Annotated in this window: 13 protein-coding genes; 6 read left to right on the plus strand and 7 right to left on the minus strand. The window is 72.3% G+C overall.

The genetic code is table 11. From position 1 onward, the window contains the following. Positions 1-25: 25 nt before the first annotated feature. The 3 genes from M3667_RS15505 to M3667_RS15515 form a co-directional block, all read right to left on the minus strand. Positions 26-1495 carry an NAD(P)/FAD-dependent oxidoreductase gene (locus tag M3667_RS15505; RefSeq protein ID WP_251509370.1) on the minus strand — a complete coding sequence of 490 codons (1470 nt, stop codon included), beginning with the start codon at positions 1493-1495 and terminating at the stop codon, positions 26-28. Continuing rightward, on the minus strand, positions 1492-3846 hold the full coding sequence (gene cofG / locus M3667_RS15510) for a 7,8-didemethyl-8-hydroxy-5-deazariboflavin synthase CofG (protein ID WP_251509372.1): 2355 nt from the start codon (positions 3844-3846) through the stop codon (positions 1492-1494). The genes M3667_RS15505 and cofG overlap by 4 nt, the downstream gene beginning before the upstream one ends. 78 nt (positions 3847-3924) lie before the next feature. Beyond that, on the minus strand, positions 3925-4497 hold the full coding sequence (locus M3667_RS15515) for a DUF6611 family protein (protein ID WP_251509375.1): 573 nt from the start codon (positions 4495-4497) through the stop codon (positions 3925-3927). A gap of 177 nt (positions 4498-4674) precedes the next feature. On the opposite strand from M3667_RS15515, the gene M3667_RS15520 reads away from it, so the two are divergent. Then, positions 4675-5064 carry a hypothetical protein gene (locus tag M3667_RS15520; protein WP_144831630.1) on the plus strand — a complete coding sequence of 130 codons (390 nt, stop codon included), beginning with the start codon at positions 4675-4677 and terminating at the stop codon, positions 5062-5064. Between the two features lie 130 nt (positions 5065-5194). Here the strand turns inward: M3667_RS15520 and M3667_RS15525 are convergent, their stop codons facing one another. The 3 genes from M3667_RS15525 to M3667_RS15535 all read right to left on the minus strand — a co-directional run bounded on the left by M3667_RS15525 (position 5195) and on the right by M3667_RS15535 (position 8151). Further along, complete coding sequence (locus M3667_RS15525) at positions 5195-6013, minus strand: TSUP family transporter (RefSeq protein WP_251509377.1); 819 nt, start codon at positions 6011-6013, stop codon at positions 5195-5197. Between the two features lie 87 nt (positions 6014-6100). Further along, positions 6101-6919 (minus strand): ABC transporter permease, encoded by an 819-nt coding sequence (locus M3667_RS15530; RefSeq protein ID WP_251509379.1) that lies wholly within the window; start codon positions 6917-6919, stop codon positions 6101-6103. Continuing rightward, positions 6916-8151 (minus strand): ABC transporter ATP-binding protein, encoded by a 1236-nt coding sequence (locus tag M3667_RS15535; RefSeq protein ID WP_251509381.1) that lies wholly within the window; start codon positions 8149-8151, stop codon positions 6916-6918. The genes M3667_RS15530 and M3667_RS15535 overlap by 4 nt, the downstream gene beginning before the upstream one ends. Positions 8152-8259: 108 nt before the next feature. Between M3667_RS15535 and M3667_RS15540 the strand changes: the two genes are divergently transcribed. The 5 genes from M3667_RS15540 to M3667_RS15560 are packed head-to-tail and all read left to right on the plus strand — an operon-like array spanning position 8260 to position 12022. Continuing rightward, a complete protein-coding gene (locus tag M3667_RS15540; protein WP_251509383.1) occupies positions 8260-9324 on the plus strand; it encodes an enoyl-CoA hydratase/isomerase family protein in 1065 nt (354 codons plus the stop codon). A 13-nt stretch (positions 9325-9337) separates the two neighbouring features. Next, entirely contained in the window at positions 9338-10210 is an 873-nt protein-coding gene (locus tag M3667_RS15545) for an LssY C-terminal domain-containing protein (protein ID WP_251509385.1), read from the plus strand. After that, the gene (locus M3667_RS15550; RefSeq protein WP_251509387.1) at positions 10207-10800 is read left to right on the plus strand and encodes a hypothetical protein; all 594 of its coding nucleotides are present in this window, start codon (positions 10207-10209) and stop codon (positions 10798-10800) included. The genes M3667_RS15545 and M3667_RS15550 overlap by 4 nt, the downstream gene beginning before the upstream one ends. Before the next feature lie 42 nt (positions 10801-10842). Further along, on the plus strand, positions 10843-11781 hold the full coding sequence (locus tag M3667_RS15555) for a DnaJ domain-containing protein (protein WP_251509389.1): 939 nt from the start codon (positions 10843-10845) through the stop codon (positions 11779-11781). Positions 11782-11839: 58 nt separating this feature from the next. Then, positions 11840-12022, plus strand: a complete 183-nt coding sequence (locus M3667_RS15560) for a DUF5302 domain-containing protein (protein ID WP_144831654.1) — start codon at positions 11840-11842, stop codon at positions 12020-12022. Positions 12023-12133: 111 nt separating this feature from the next. Here M3667_RS15560 and M3667_RS15565 read toward each other — a convergent pair whose 3' ends face one another. After that, complete coding sequence (locus tag M3667_RS15565; RefSeq protein WP_251509391.1) at positions 12134-12799, minus strand: SDR family oxidoreductase; 666 nt, start codon at positions 12797-12799, stop codon at positions 12134-12136. Positions 12800-13396: the final 597 nt, after the last annotated feature.

Below are 13396 nucleotides of genomic sequence, written 5' to 3' on the forward strand. Positions count from 1 at the left end.
GCGCGCACGGGTGTGCGCGAGGTGGTCAGCTGCGCACGGGGGTGTGCGCGGGTTCGAACTCCGACCCGTCGGCGCCGGTGAGACGCTCGCGGAACGACTGGACGGTGCCCGGCCACAGCAGGGTGAGCCGGCCCGAGCGGGAATCGACGTACCAGTTGCGGCATCCGCCGGTCATCCAGGGGGTGGATGCCGCGGCGGCATCGATCTCTGCGGTGTAAGCCGCTTCGGCCGCGGGCCGCACGCGCAGCACCCGCTCGGGGCGCCGGTCGCGTTCGGCGAGGGCGCGCACCACGTAGGCGGCCTGCTCTTCGGCCATGAGCACGGCGGAGTTGTGGCCGAGGCTCGCGTTGGGGCCGTTGAGCACGAAGAGGTTGGGGAAGCCCGCGACGACGGTCGAGCCGAACGAGGTCATACCCGCCGACCAGTGCTCGGCGAGGGTCTCGTCGTCGCCGCGTACGAGGTCGGCGTACGGCTGCTCGGCCGAGGCGAACCCCGTCGCGAGCACGAGCACGTCGGCCTCGTACCGTTCGCCGCTCGCGGCGGTCAGCGTCGATCCGTCGACCGAGGCGAGGGCTGTGGGTTCGAGGGTCACGGCCGGTGACGCCACCGCCGGGTAGAACGCGTCGGAGAGCAGCACGCGCTTGCAGCCGAAGGCGTAGTCGGGGGTGAGCGCGGCGCGCAGCGCGGGGTCGGCGACCTGCGCGTGCAGGTGCGCGAGGGCGGCGTCGCGGGCGGCGGCGGATGCCGCGGCGTCGCCCGACCGCGAGGCGAAACGCTGCTCGCCCTCGGCGTAGAGCTCGGCGCGCAGGCGTGCGAGGGCGCCGGGGTTGTCGGCGAGACGTTCGCGTTCGGAGACGGGGATGTCGCCGCCGCCGCGGGGGACGATCCACGCGGGGGTGCGCTGGAAGAGCGTGACGTGCGCGGAGCGCCGCGCGAGTTCGGGCACGAGCTGCACGGCGCTCGCCCCGGTGCCGACGACGGCCACCCTCTTGCCGGTGAGGTCGACGTCGTGGTCGTACCGCGCGGAGTGGAACAGCGGCCCGGCGAATGATTCGAGCCCGGGGATCGTGGGGACGAACGGCTCGGTGAGGCGCCCGCAGGCGAGCACGAGTGAGCGGGCGAGCAGCTCTTCGGTGCCGGTGTCGATGCGCCAGACCGACGTCTCGGCGTCCCACGCGGCGCCGAGCATGGGCGTGCGCAGTCGCAGCTTGTCGCCCAGCCCTTCGCGGGCGGCGACGTCGCGCAGGTAGTCCTGGATCTCGCCGCCCGGAGCGAAGGTGCGCGACCAACCCGCGTTGGGGTGCGCGGCGAGGCTGTACAGGTGAGCAGGCACGTCGCACGCGACCCCGGGATAGGTGTTGTCGCGCCAGGTGCCGCCGACGTCGGCCGCGCGCTCGAGCACGATCACGTCGTCGCGGCCCGCTCGCCGGAGGGCACCGACCATTGCGAGGCCCGCGAAGCCCGCCCCGACCACGACGGTGTCGATGATCCTCATGCGCGGTGTCCGTCGCTCGTTCGGGGCGCGACCCGGTAGTCCGTGGTGCGCAGCCGGAAGGGACGCATGAGGCTCCGCGCGATGCGCTCGGCTGCCGCGACCGGCAGCTCGAGGCCCTGCTCGACGCCGGTGTCGGGCAGCACGCGACCGTCGGAGAGCGTGCCGCCGAGGTCGTCGCCCCCCGAACGCAGCAGCACGGCCGCGGCCTCGCGTCCGACGCGGGTCCACGGGATCTGCACGTGCGAGATGCTCCCCGACAGCGCGAGGCGCGACACGGCGACCATCGCGCGATGCTCGTCGATCGGGCTGCGCCCCTCGACCAGGGCGACGTCTCCGCCGGGCAGGGGGATCGGAACGAACTCCGCGAAGCCGTGGGTCTCGGCCTGGATCGCGCGGAGGCGTCGAAGGTGCGCGATGCGCTCGTCGGCGGTCTCGACGTGCCCGTAGAACAGCACGGAGGTCGAGCGGAAACCGGCGCGGTGCGCGGCGGTGATGCCCTCGATCCAGCGCTCGATCTCGAGGTCGCCGGGGGCGACGAGGGCACGCACGCGCTCGCTGAGGATCTTCACGCCCGTGCCGGGGACGGTGTCGACGCCGGCCTCGCGCATCGCCCGGAGCGCGCCGTCGAGCCCGAGCCCGCCGCGGTCGGCGAGGTCACGCACGTCAAGCGGTCGGTACGCGTGCACGTGGATGCCGGGAGCCCCGCGCTTCACCGCCCGCACGAGGTCGAGGTAGCCCGAGGGGTCTTCGTCGGGTCGGAGCGCCCCCTGGATGCAGATCTCGGTCGCTCCGAGGTCGGCGGCGTCCCGTGCGATCTCGGCGGCGTCGTCGAGGTCGAACTCTCCCGTGCCGGTGCGGCCTGCGCGACGGAACCCGGTCGAGGTGAGGTTGCGGTTCTGCACGAGGGTGATGGGCTCGCCGACGGTGTACCGGCGCGCGTCGTCCGCGGCAGCGGTGAGCTCGTCGAGCTCCGCACCGGTGGCACGAAGCAGTCTGGCCCAGTCGTCGTCGCCGAGGTCGAGAGGGGCGGATGCCGCCCGCTCGGCCAGACGCTTCACGCCGGGGTCGACGACACTCGCGCCTGACGCCCCCACCGCGGCGAGTGCGGCCGCGGGCTTCACATCGGCCGCGAGTCCCGCGTCATCGGCCAACGCCCGGAGCGGCGCGTGCAGGGCCGGATCGACCCAGCGAGCGGCGTCGCCCACGTACTCAGGGTGCGCGGTGAGGCGCTCGCGGAGGACGTATCCGCGCGCCGCCGTGTGGGCGGCGAGGTCGTCGATCTGCGGCCACGGGCGCTCGGGATTGACGTGGTCGGCGGTCAGGGGCGACACCCCGCCCCAGTCGTCGATCCCCGCTTCGATCAGCAGCCCCAGCTCGCGCGGGTCGGAGAGGTTCGGCGGCACCTGGATGCGCATGTCGGCGCCGAACACGAGTCGCGCGACGGCGACGGCTGCCAGGTAGTCGTGCATGTCGGCATCCGGAGCGCCCTGCATCGCCGTGCGGGGCTTCGCGCGGAAGTTCTGCACGATGACCTCTTGCACGTGCCCGTGGCGGTCGTCGCTCTCGCGCAGGGCGACCAGCGACTCGGCGCGGTCGCGCACCGTCTCGCCGATGCCCACGAGGATGCCCGTGGTGAACGGGATACCGGCGGCTCCGGCGTCGTCGATGACCTTCAGTCGCAGTGCAGGGTCTTTGTCGGGCGAGCCGAAGTGCACCTGGCCGGGCTCTTCGTACAGGCGGCGCGAGGTGGTCTCGAGCATCATGCCCATCGACGGGGAGACGGGTCGCAGCGCGGCGAGTTCGTCGGGGTGCATGACGCCGGGGTTGGCGTGCGCGAGCATGCCCGTCTCGGCGGTGATGAGTCGGGCGATGTGCGCGACGTAGTCGATGGTCGAGGCGAAGCCGTGCTCGTCGAGCCACGCGCGCGCCTCGGGCCAGCGCTCTTCGGGGCGGTCGCCGAGGGTCAACAGCGCCTCTTTGCAGCCCATGGCCTGGCCCTGGCGAACGACGGTGAGCACCTGCTCGGGGCTCATGTACGCGGGCTTGCGCAGCAGGGCGAGCTGGCCGGGGGTGTCGACGAAGATGCAGTAGTGACACCGGTCGCGGCACAGGGTCGTCAGCGGCACGAAGACCTTGCGCGAGTAGGTGATCACGCGGGGACGGCCGGCGCGGACGAGGCCCTCGTCGCGCAGAACGCTGGCGACGGGCAGCAGCTCGCCGAGATCGGCGCCCAGCAGGGCCTCGGTCTCGTCGACGTCGGGGCGGTGACCCGCCGCGATCGCCGTCAGAAGATCGCCGATCGACGCGCCTCGGGCCGGTGCGACTCGCGGCGCAACGCTGCCCGTGCTCATTGGTCAAGGCTATCCCGCGCCTCCGACATCCGGGCCGATCGACGGGGCGACCGACGGGCCGACCGGGGCCGCCGGAACCTACGCGGCCGTCGACGTGCCGTCGTGCCGGGCTTCGAGGGCGGTCACCTCGACGAAGACCTCGTTCCAGATGCGGGCGAAGTCGTCGGCCGACATCCGCCCGTCGTCGACCGCGTCCTCCGCGACCGTCATCGTCTCGGCGAGTTCGACGAGGTGCGCCTGGAGGCGGGCGCGATCCGCATCAGGATGGATGGCCGAGACGCCGACCCAGATCGACCGGGTGCGCCGTCGCAGCGTGACGGTCTTCGCGAAGACGATCACCCCGCCGCCTGCGAGCACGGCGATCATCACGGGGAAGGCGTGCGCGGGCGACACACCCGCCAGCACGACGGCGAGCGCCGCGATGACGGTCGCACCCGCGGCGAACGGGGCGTAGGCGTGCACGCTCGTCGCCCACAGGCGGTCCTGCTCGGACGAGTCGGGCGGGTACACGACCAATTCGGTCTCGTGGCTGCCGTACCGGCTCGTGGCGTGCGTGATGTATCCCCAGCGTTGTCTCGGCCCGAAGCCCCTCGCGGAGGGGCGACCGGAGTCGGGCTCGGAAGATCGACGGGGGTCCGTTCGACTCGACATGGACTCAGCGTGGCCCTCGGGCGGGCGGCGACTGCCGTTCCTCACGGAACCCATGCAGGACGACTCCCCTTCCCGTCGGGGATCCGTGCGCAGTGGGGGATCCGCGCGACCCGATCGTTGCGCTCCTGTGAGCTACCACGCCGGTGGGGGCCCGCTCGGCGCTGGCAGGATGGAGGCATGGTGACCCTGCTGCTCGATTCGACGCAGCTCGAGGTCGTGCTGTCGGCGACCGAGCGAGCGCTCTCCTTCCGCAAGAGCAACATCGTGGTGCCCCGCGAGAGCATCGACCGCGTGCAGCTGACCGACGACGCGTGGACGTGGATCCGCGGCGTGCCGAACCCCGGGATCAACCTGCCGGTCGCCGTGGGCGCGGGCACGTGGAAGTCGGCCGGGGGCAACGACTTCGTCATCATCCGCGGGCGCAAGCCCAGCGTCGTCGTCGACCTCGTCGGTCACGACGAGTTCGAGCGCCTGGTGCTCACCACCAAGCACGGCGTGGCGCTGCTGAAGGCGTTGCGCCTCGATGTGGCATCCGAGCCCGAAGACGTCGCCGATATCGTCGCCTGATCCCGCGTCGGAACGTGCCCGCGGGGGACCTCGCTCGGCTGAGTGTCCACGACACCCGGACGAATTCGCGAGCCGTCCGGATGTTCTGGACACTCAGCAGAGGTGCGCCAGGTCGCACGCCTCGCCGGGGTTACGACGTGAACTGCGCGATCGTGTCCCACGCGAGCTTGACGATGAGCAGCGACAGCGTCACCAGGAACACGATGCGCACGAAGCCGCTGCCGCGACGCGTGGCCATGTGGGCGCCGATGAAGCCGCCCGTGACGTTGAGCACGGCCATCGCGAGGCCCAGCACGAGGATGACCTCGCCGTGCACGCCGTACACCGCGAGGGCGGCGAGGTTGGTGGTGAGGTTGGCGATCTTGGCGTTGACGCTCGCCTGCAGGAAGCCGTAACCGAGCACGCCGACGATGAGGATGACGAAGAACGACCCGGTGCCGGGGCCCAGGATGCCGTCGTAGAACCCGACCGCGAGTCCGATCGCCGCGGCGCGCCAGGCGATGGCGCGCGCCGCCGTGTGGCGCGGTTCGTGGTGCAGGCCCATCTTCGGCTTGAACAGCGTGTAGAGGCCCACGGCGACGACGGCGACGAGCACGATCGGCGTCAGCACCTCGCGCGGGACGTAGCGCGAGAGGGCCGCGCCCACCGTCGATCCGGCGAAGGCGCCGATCACGAGGGGCGCGAGCAGCACCAACTGCACCTTGATCTTGCGCAGGTAGACCCAGCTCGCCGAGAGCGTGCCGAAGAACGACGACAGCTTGTTCGTGCCGAGAATGAAGGGTGTCGCGACGTCTTTGGGCACCGCGATCACCAGTGCGGGGAGCTGGATGAGCCCGCCCCCGCCGACGACCGCGTCGACCCAGCCGGCGACGCCGGCGGCGACCAGCAGCAGCACGAGGGCTCCGACCGAAACGGGGAGCCACTCGGCGATCACCGGTCCATCGAGCACGCTCGATTGTCGCCGACCCCGCCGGGCCTGCCAAATGCGGGTGCGCGGCGCGGCCGGGCGTTCGACCGGAGCGCGAGCCTGCGGGGTTCAGTCGATGTCGCGGCGCCAGGTGGTGAAGAGCCCGATCACGAGGAACAGCACGGCGTAGCCGAGAAGGGCGAGCCCGCCGACCCACCACTCGAGCGTCGCGGTTCCGGCGGCCGACATCGTGGCGAAGATCGTCTCGCCGACCAGCGCGTCGCTCGCCGCGCTCGGGAACCACTTGACCACGTCGCCGAACCCTTCGACGACACCGCCGACGGTGCGGACGATCGGCTCGATGAACAGCGTCACGGCCAGCACGATCACGATCGCGGCGACCTGGTTGCGTACGACCGTGCCCACCCCGATGCCCACGAGGGCCCACAGCATGAAGGCCAGGATCATGCGGCCCACGAGCACCCAGGTGTCGGACGAGCCGAGCTGGGTGTCGATGCCGAAGATCCCCAGCACGACGGCGCCGGCGCCGACCGAGGCGATGACGCCCAGGATGCCGTAGAGCAGGCCCACGACGATGCCCACGGCGAACTTGCCACCGAGCACGACGCCACGTCGCGGGGTGGCCAGGAACGTGGGGGTGAGCGTCTTGTGGCGGAACTCGGTGGTCACCATGAGCGTGCCGACCAGGAGGGGGAAGACGTAGCCCACGGCGGTCGCCGAGCTGTAGACGAGGCGCGGGACGGCCGCCGCGGCGAGAGCTGGGCCGGTCGCGCCGCCGAGCTGTCCCGATGCGACGCCGCCGAAGACGAAGGCGAGCACGCCCGCCGTGAAGGCCACGTACGCGACGAGCACGATCGCGAGCACCCACCATCCGGCGGTGGAGAACTGCTTCGTGTACTCGGAGCGGGTGGATGCCAGGAGCGTCATCGCTGCCCCTCCTCGTGCTCGTGCGCCGGAGCGTCGGGTCTCGGGACGATGTCGATCACGCCGGTCGAGGCGACCGCGTACGAGCGGCGGGGGCTCTCGGCGGCGGGTGCGGATGCCACGCGGGTCGCCGCGCGCGGCGGGGCCATCACGGCGACGAGGGCGGTGGAGGGGCGGGGGTCGTCGTCGGGTCCGGAGGAGGGGGCGGATGCCGCGGGGGCGGGCTCAGCGGGAGGCTCGGAAGCGGCGGGCTCGGTGACAGCGGGCTCCGACGGGTCGCCCGGGGTCGCGGCATCCGGAGTCTGATCCTGCGCGGCGGTCGCGCCGGCGCTCGCGTGCACGCGCACCCCGCTGACCAGCTCGAGGAAGATGTCTTCGAGGCTCGCACCCTTGCTCTGCAGGTTCGACAGGGCGACGCCGTTCGCGGCCGCCAGTGCGCCGATGCCGATCTGGTCGTGGTGGCGGATCGTGAAGCCGTTGCGCAGCAGCTGGTACTCGATGCCCTGCTCGTCGAGCACGCGCGAGAGGGCGGCGCGGTCGGTCGAGTCGACGACGGTCGAGAACTCGTCGGGGTCGGCGAGGTCTTCGATGCCGCCCTGGAAGACCAGGCGGCCGCGCGAGATGATCAGCAGCGCGTCGACGGTCTGCTGCACCTCGGCGAGAAGGTGCGACGAGATGAGCACCGTGCGGCCCTCTTCGGCGAGGTGGCGCAGCAGCGAGCGCATCCACCGGATGCCCTCGGGGTCGAGTCCGTTCGACGGTTCGTCGAGCACGAGCACGCCCGGGTCGCCCAGCAGGGCGGTCGCGAGCCCGAGGCGCTGACGCATACCGAGCGAGAAGCCGCCGACGCGGCGCCCGGCGACGTCGGCGAGTCCGACCAGACCGAGCACCTCGTCGACGCGGGCGCGGGGGAGCCCGGCGGCCTGCGCGTACGCGGTCAGGTGCTTGGCGGCGGAGCGGCCGGGGTGGAAGCTCGAGGCCTCGAGGGCGGCGCCCACGCTCCGCAGGGGGTTCTCGAGGTCGACGTAGCGTTTGCCGCCGATGGTCGCGGTGCCCGAGGTCGGGCGCACGAGGCCCAGCAGCATGCGCAGTGAGGTGGTCTTGCCCGCGCCGTTGGGGCCGAGGAAGCCGGTGACCTGGCCGGGCTCGATGCGCGCCGTGAGGTCGTCGACCGCCGAGACCGCGCCGAACCGTTTGGTGAGCCCGGCGAGCTCCAGGACCTGTCCGTCGGGCATACGGCACCTTTCATTCCGCGGGTGTTCAGACCATCTTCCCCGATCGGAGGCGGAAAAACCGTCATCGCGGGCCCGGACCGCCGAGATCGGTCTGTGTAACGTGGCATCGTGCACGCACAGCGAACCGACGACGACAGCGTCCTCGTGGGGGGTCGTGGCGGCCTCGGTCACCTCACGCTCAACCGGCCGCGCGCGATCAACGCCCTCGATCTCGACATGATCCGGGCGCTGAACGTGACGCTGGACCGCTGGGAGCGCGACACCGACGTCGACGTGATCCTGCTCGATGGGGCCGGTGATCGGGGGTTCTGCGCCGGCGGCGACGTGCGGGCGCTGCACGAGATGGTCGTAGGCGGTCGGGTCGACGAGGTGCACGCGTTCTTCCGCGAGGAGTACGCGCTCGACCACCGCATCGCCACGTCGGCCAAGCCCGTGGTCGCCATCGCCGACGGCGTCTGCATGGGCGGGGGCATCGGTCTCGCCGGTCACGCGGCGATTCGCATCGTGACCGAGCGTTCCCGACTGGCGATGCCCGAGACGCGCATCGGGTTCACCCCCGACGTGGGCGGATCGTGGCTGCTGGCCCGGGCTCCCGGCCGGCTCGGCGAATACCTCGCCCTCACCGGAGGGACGATGGACGCCTCCGACGCCCTCTACGCCGGCTTCGCCGACCACATGGTTCCGACCGCGCACCTCGAGGCGCTGTACGAAGCGCTCGAGAATCGCGCCGACCCCTCGAGCCCCACCGAGCTGGTGCTGCTCTTCGACGAGACGCCCGAGCCGTCGCGCTTCGAGACCGCCCGCGAATGGATCGACGACGCTTTCTCCGCCGACGACGTCGCCGGCATCGTGGAGCGGCTGCGCGCCCGCCCCGAGACCGAAGCGCACGAGACGGCCGAGCTGCTGGCGGGCTCCGCCCCGACGGCGCTCGCCGTGACCCTCGAGGCGGTGCGCCGGGCCCGCACCCTGCCGTCGCTGCGCGCGGCTCTTGCTCAGGAGTACGGCCTCGTGCTGTGGTTCGCGTTCACGCAGCCCGATCTCATCGAGGGCATCCGCGCGCAGGTGGTCGACAAGGACCGTTCGCCGTCGTGGTCGCCCGCGCGGCTCGACGACCTCCCCGCCGACCGCGTCGCTGAGGCGTTCGCGTTCCAGCCGGAGCCGGAGCTGTGGTGAGGCCGGGGCGGTCATGACCGGGCGGCGACGCTGGTCGATCGGGCGGGCCCTCGACGGGTTCTTCTTCGTCTTCGCCGGTCTCGCCGCCATCTGGCTCGCCTACCTGAGCTTCACCGCGTCGTTCTCGCTCGGCTGGGCGGGGATCGCGATGGCGATCGCCTTCTGGGTGCTGCTGGCGTATCTCGTGCTGCCGCGGCTTCACCGCATCCTGACCGCGGTGTACGTGCCCGACTACTTCATGGGGCGCACGCGCACCTCCGACGGGCTGCTCGGCGATCCCGTCAACCTCGCGTTCCAGGGCGAGCGGGAGGCGATCGAGGCGGTGATGGCCGCCGCCGGGTGGATCCCCGCCGACCCCGTCAGCCTGCGCTCGTCGTGGCGCATCATCACGTCGACGCTTCGTCGGCGCAGTTACCCGCGGGCTCCGGTGAGCCCCTTGTTCCTGTTCGGGCGGATGCAGGATCTCGCCTACCAGCAAGAGGTCGCGGGGTCGCCGGCCCAGCGGCACCACGTGCGGCTGTGGAAGTGCCCCGACGGGTGGCTGCTGCCGGGCGGACGCCGGGTCGGCTGGCTTGCGGCCGGCACCTTCGACCGTGCGGTCGGCCTGTCGCTGTTCACCCTGCAGGTGACGCACCGCATCGACGCCGACACCGACATCGAGCGCGACCACATCGTCGGGACCGTGCGCGCCGTGCCCGGGGTGGCGGTCGACGTGATCCGCGACTTCTCCACCGGCTACCACTCGCGCAACGGCGGAGGCGACAGCATCACGACCGACGGGGATCTGCCGATCGTCGACGTCTCGGCGGTTCGCGTCGCGGGGGTTCGCGTCGCGGCGGTCCGCGTCGCGGGGGCCCGCGTCGAGGCGGGGGAGGCGCGCACGTGAACGCCCGGCAGGCCCCGAACAAACGCGCGGCCTTCGAGCCCCTCGCCCCGGCCGTCGCGGGCGCTCCCGACATGCACCGGCCCGCGGCCACCGTCGCCGGGGCGGTACTGGTGTTCCTGCGCGCCGCCGCGGGGATGCTGTGGGCGCTCGGCGTCGCGTTCGAGCTCCCGCCGTGGCTGCAGGTGGTGGCCGCGGCATCCGGAGACGCGTCCGACGGCTCGAGCCCCCTCACCCTCGCCGACTTCGACACGACGCCGGGGGTGTTCCTGGGCGCGCTCGGCTTGGTCGCACTGGTTCAGGTGGTGTTCGGGGTATTCGTGCTGGCGGGCGGCAACCTCGCCCGCGTCGTCGTCATGCTCATCTCGACGCTGTCGATCGTCGGGTCGTTCATCGGCTGGTGGGAGTTCGGTCAGGACATCACCGTGCGCACGACCCTGCTCACGCTCAGCCTTGACATCCTCGTGCTGCTCGCCCTGTCGAGCCGCGACGCGGCGGCGTACGCGCGACGGCCGCGGAGGCGACGGCGCGATGGGGCGCGCACTCCATCTTCTCGGCGGGCGGTCGGGGCTCCCTCAGACTCGGCGGGATAGCCTGAAGGATGCCGCGCCCGTGCGGCAGGACGGATGACGCCAGTGTTCGACAGCCCCATGTCGCTTTCGGCATACGAGGTGCTCCGCGTGGCCGCCGACGTCGACGATGAAGGACTGCGCCGCGCCTACCGGGTGCGTCTGCGCGAGACCCACCCCGACACCGGGGGAGACGCCGCCCTCTTCGTGCAGGTGCAGCGCGCCTGGGAGCTCATCGGAACCCCCGAGGCGCGCGATGCGTACGACCGGGGTCGCGGATCGAGCTCAGGGTCGGGTCCGACCGAATGGGGCGCCGGCTCCTCGGCATCCGCCCCCTCGCGCCCCGCCGACACCCGGCCGCGCGCGCGTTCGCACGGGCAGCCTGGCGGCTGGCGCCGAGAGCGCTACCTCGACCTGATCCGCGAATGGGTGGGCCGCGGGGTCGACATCGCCGATCCGTACGACCCCGCCCTCGTGCGCTCGGCTCCCCCCGAGATCCGGCACATCCTGGCCGACGCGCTCGCCGAGGAAGAGACCGCGCGGCTCGTCTCGGAGCTCGGCATGGGCTACACCGTCTGGCACGACGTGTTCGCGGATCGCGACGGGCGCGACCCCGAGCAGAAGCTCGACCACCTCGTGCTGGGGCCGAGCGGCCTGTACGCGATGCTGAGCGAGGACTTCGGCGGCCCGGTCGGCGTGCGCCGCGGCGAGATCACCGGGCCGAACGTGTTCGGCTCGCCCGTGACCCAGCTCGTCTCGCGCGCACGGGTGATTGCCCGGTCGGCCGGCGTGCGATTCAGCGGGGCGATGATCGTGCTGCCCGACGACGACGTGCTCGACGCCGTCACCGACCTCGGCAAGGTGCGCGGCACTCCCGTCGCCCTCGTCACCCGCAGTGCCCTGACGACCCTGTTGCGCCGCGGCATCGCCGGAGCGCGCGAGGTCGGCGGCACGGAGCTGTTCGACATCCGCACCCGGCTGCAGCAGCGCGTGCGGCACGTCTGAGCGTCGCGACCCGGCCCCGGCGGTGCGCCGACGCCGTGGGCATGCCTAGGGTGGGGTCATGAGTACCGACGAGACCTCGGGTGCCTCGGCATCCGACGAGATGAAGCGAAAGTTCAAAGAGGCGCTCGCGAAGAAGAACGGCGCCCAGCAGTCGGGTCAGGCGCACCTCGACGGCCACTCGGCTGTGCAGGGCACGCACGCAGCCGTCACCAAGCGCGAGTTCCGACGCAAGAGCGGCTGAGTACCGCTGGTTCGCGTGTGGGGTGCCGGATGCCGATTCCTGCGCCCCACACGCGTTTCCACGAGTTGCCGAGCGGGCTTTTCGCTGCTGCCGCTCGCCCGGCGGGGTGGCTCAGAATCGCGCGGAGAAGCCGCCGTCGGTGTGGAGCAGCTGGCCGCTGACCCAGCGACCTTCGGTGGAGAGCAGGAACGCCGTGATCCCGGCGATGTCGCGCGGGGTTCCCATGCGACCGAGCGCGTGATGGGGCGTTAGGGCGTCGCGCGTCTCGTCGTCCATCCACCCGGTGTCGATCGGACCGGGGTTGACGACGTTCGCGGAGATCCCTAGGGGCCCGAGCTCCCGGGCCGCTGAGATCACGATGCGATCCAGCGCGCCCTTCGAGGCGCCGTACGGCAGGTTGCCGGTGGTGTGGTCGCTCGTGAAGGCGACGATGGCGCCGCCCGTCTCGTCGACCTGCCGCGCGAACGCGGCGATGAGCAGCAGAGATGCCCGGGCGTTCACGGCGACGTGGGTGTCGAAGCTCTCTGCGGTGGTGTCGAGGATGCCGCTCTCGACGTCGTGAGCGTGGCTCAGCACCAGCGCGTGCAGGATGCCCCGCTCGCGGACGATGCGCTCGATCAGCTCGGTCGGCGCCTCCGGATCGGCCAGGTCGCACGGGTAATCGCCGGAGTCGAGCTCGCTCGTGACCACCTCCCACCCCTCGTCGCGGAGACGCGGAACGATCGCGGCCGCGATGCTGTTCGCGCGGGCGGCGCCGGTGACGAGGGCGAGAGGCATGCGTCGAGCGTACGGTGCGCGCGGGCAGGGGTGTGGGCGCGGCGGCGGGTGCGGGGGCGGGCGTCGGCGTGTGGAATGGCGAGCGAGAGCGCGAGTCCGCGGGTGCCGCTGCTCAGCGCAGGCGCGCCCGGGTGCGGGTGCGGGTGCGGGCGTCGGCGTGAGCGAGCCCGGGTACGAGCCCGGGTACGAGAGCGGGCGCGAGGGATTGGGCGCGGGTGCTGCTGCTCAGCGTTGATGCTCCTCCCGCGGCGCCGGTACGGGCGCGGGGACGCGAACGCGGGTGCCGCTGCTCAGCGCAGGCGCGCCCGGGTGCGGGTGCGAGGCGGTGCGCGTCGAAGGTGGGGTGTGGATGGGCGCGGGCACGGGTGCGCCTGATCGAGGCGAGGGCGTGTGTTCGATGCGGGCGCGTCTGCGAGGCACGGGGGTAGCGAGGAGCGCGCGCGGGGAGGCCCAGGTGCGGGGCGGCGCGTGTCAGAAGGGTGGGGGTGTGCCGTTGTCGTCGGGGTCGGGTGGGGGTGGGTCGTCGGGGGTGAAGCGGACGGCGGGGGAGTAGGGGAGGGGTTCGTCGGTGTAGGTGCGGCCGGTGGGGGAGGTCCA

The organism is Microbacterium sp. P26 (genome assembly GCF_023712585.1).
Lineage (GTDB): Bacteria > Actinomycetota > Actinomycetes > Actinomycetales > Microbacteriaceae > Microbacterium > Microbacterium algihabitans_A.

Coding starts and splice junctions, on each gene's coding strand:
- M3667_RS15505 (WP_251509370.1), bottom strand. CDS start 1,495: ATGAGGATCATCGACACCGTCGTGGTCGGGGCGGGCTTCGCGGGCCTC.
- M3667_RS15545 (WP_251509385.1), top strand. CDS start 9,338: ATGACCGGGCGGCGACGCTGGTCGATCGGGCGGGCCCTCGACGGGTTC.
- M3667_RS15565 (WP_251509391.1), bottom strand. CDS start 12,799: ATGCCTCTCGCCCTCGTCACCGGCGCCGCCCGCGCGAACAGCATCGCG.
- cofG (WP_251509372.1), bottom strand. CDS start 3,846: ATGAGCACGGGCAGCGTTGCGCCGCGAGTCGCACCGGCCCGAGGCGCG.
- M3667_RS15535 (WP_251509381.1), bottom strand. CDS start 8,151: ATGCCCGACGGACAGGTCCTGGAGCTCGCCGGGCTCACCAAACGGTTC.
- M3667_RS15520 (WP_144831630.1), top strand. CDS start 4,675: ATGGTGACCCTGCTGCTCGATTCGACGCAGCTCGAGGTCGTGCTGTCG.
- M3667_RS15560 (WP_144831654.1), top strand. CDS start 11,840: ATGAGTACCGACGAGACCTCGGGTGCCTCGGCATCCGACGAGATGAAG.
- M3667_RS15530 (WP_251509379.1), bottom strand. CDS start 6,919: ATGACGCTCCTGGCATCCACCCGCTCCGAGTACACGAAGCAGTTCTCC.
- M3667_RS15515 (WP_251509375.1), bottom strand. CDS start 4,497: ATGTCGAGTCGAACGGACCCCCGTCGATCTTCCGAGCCCGACTCCGGT.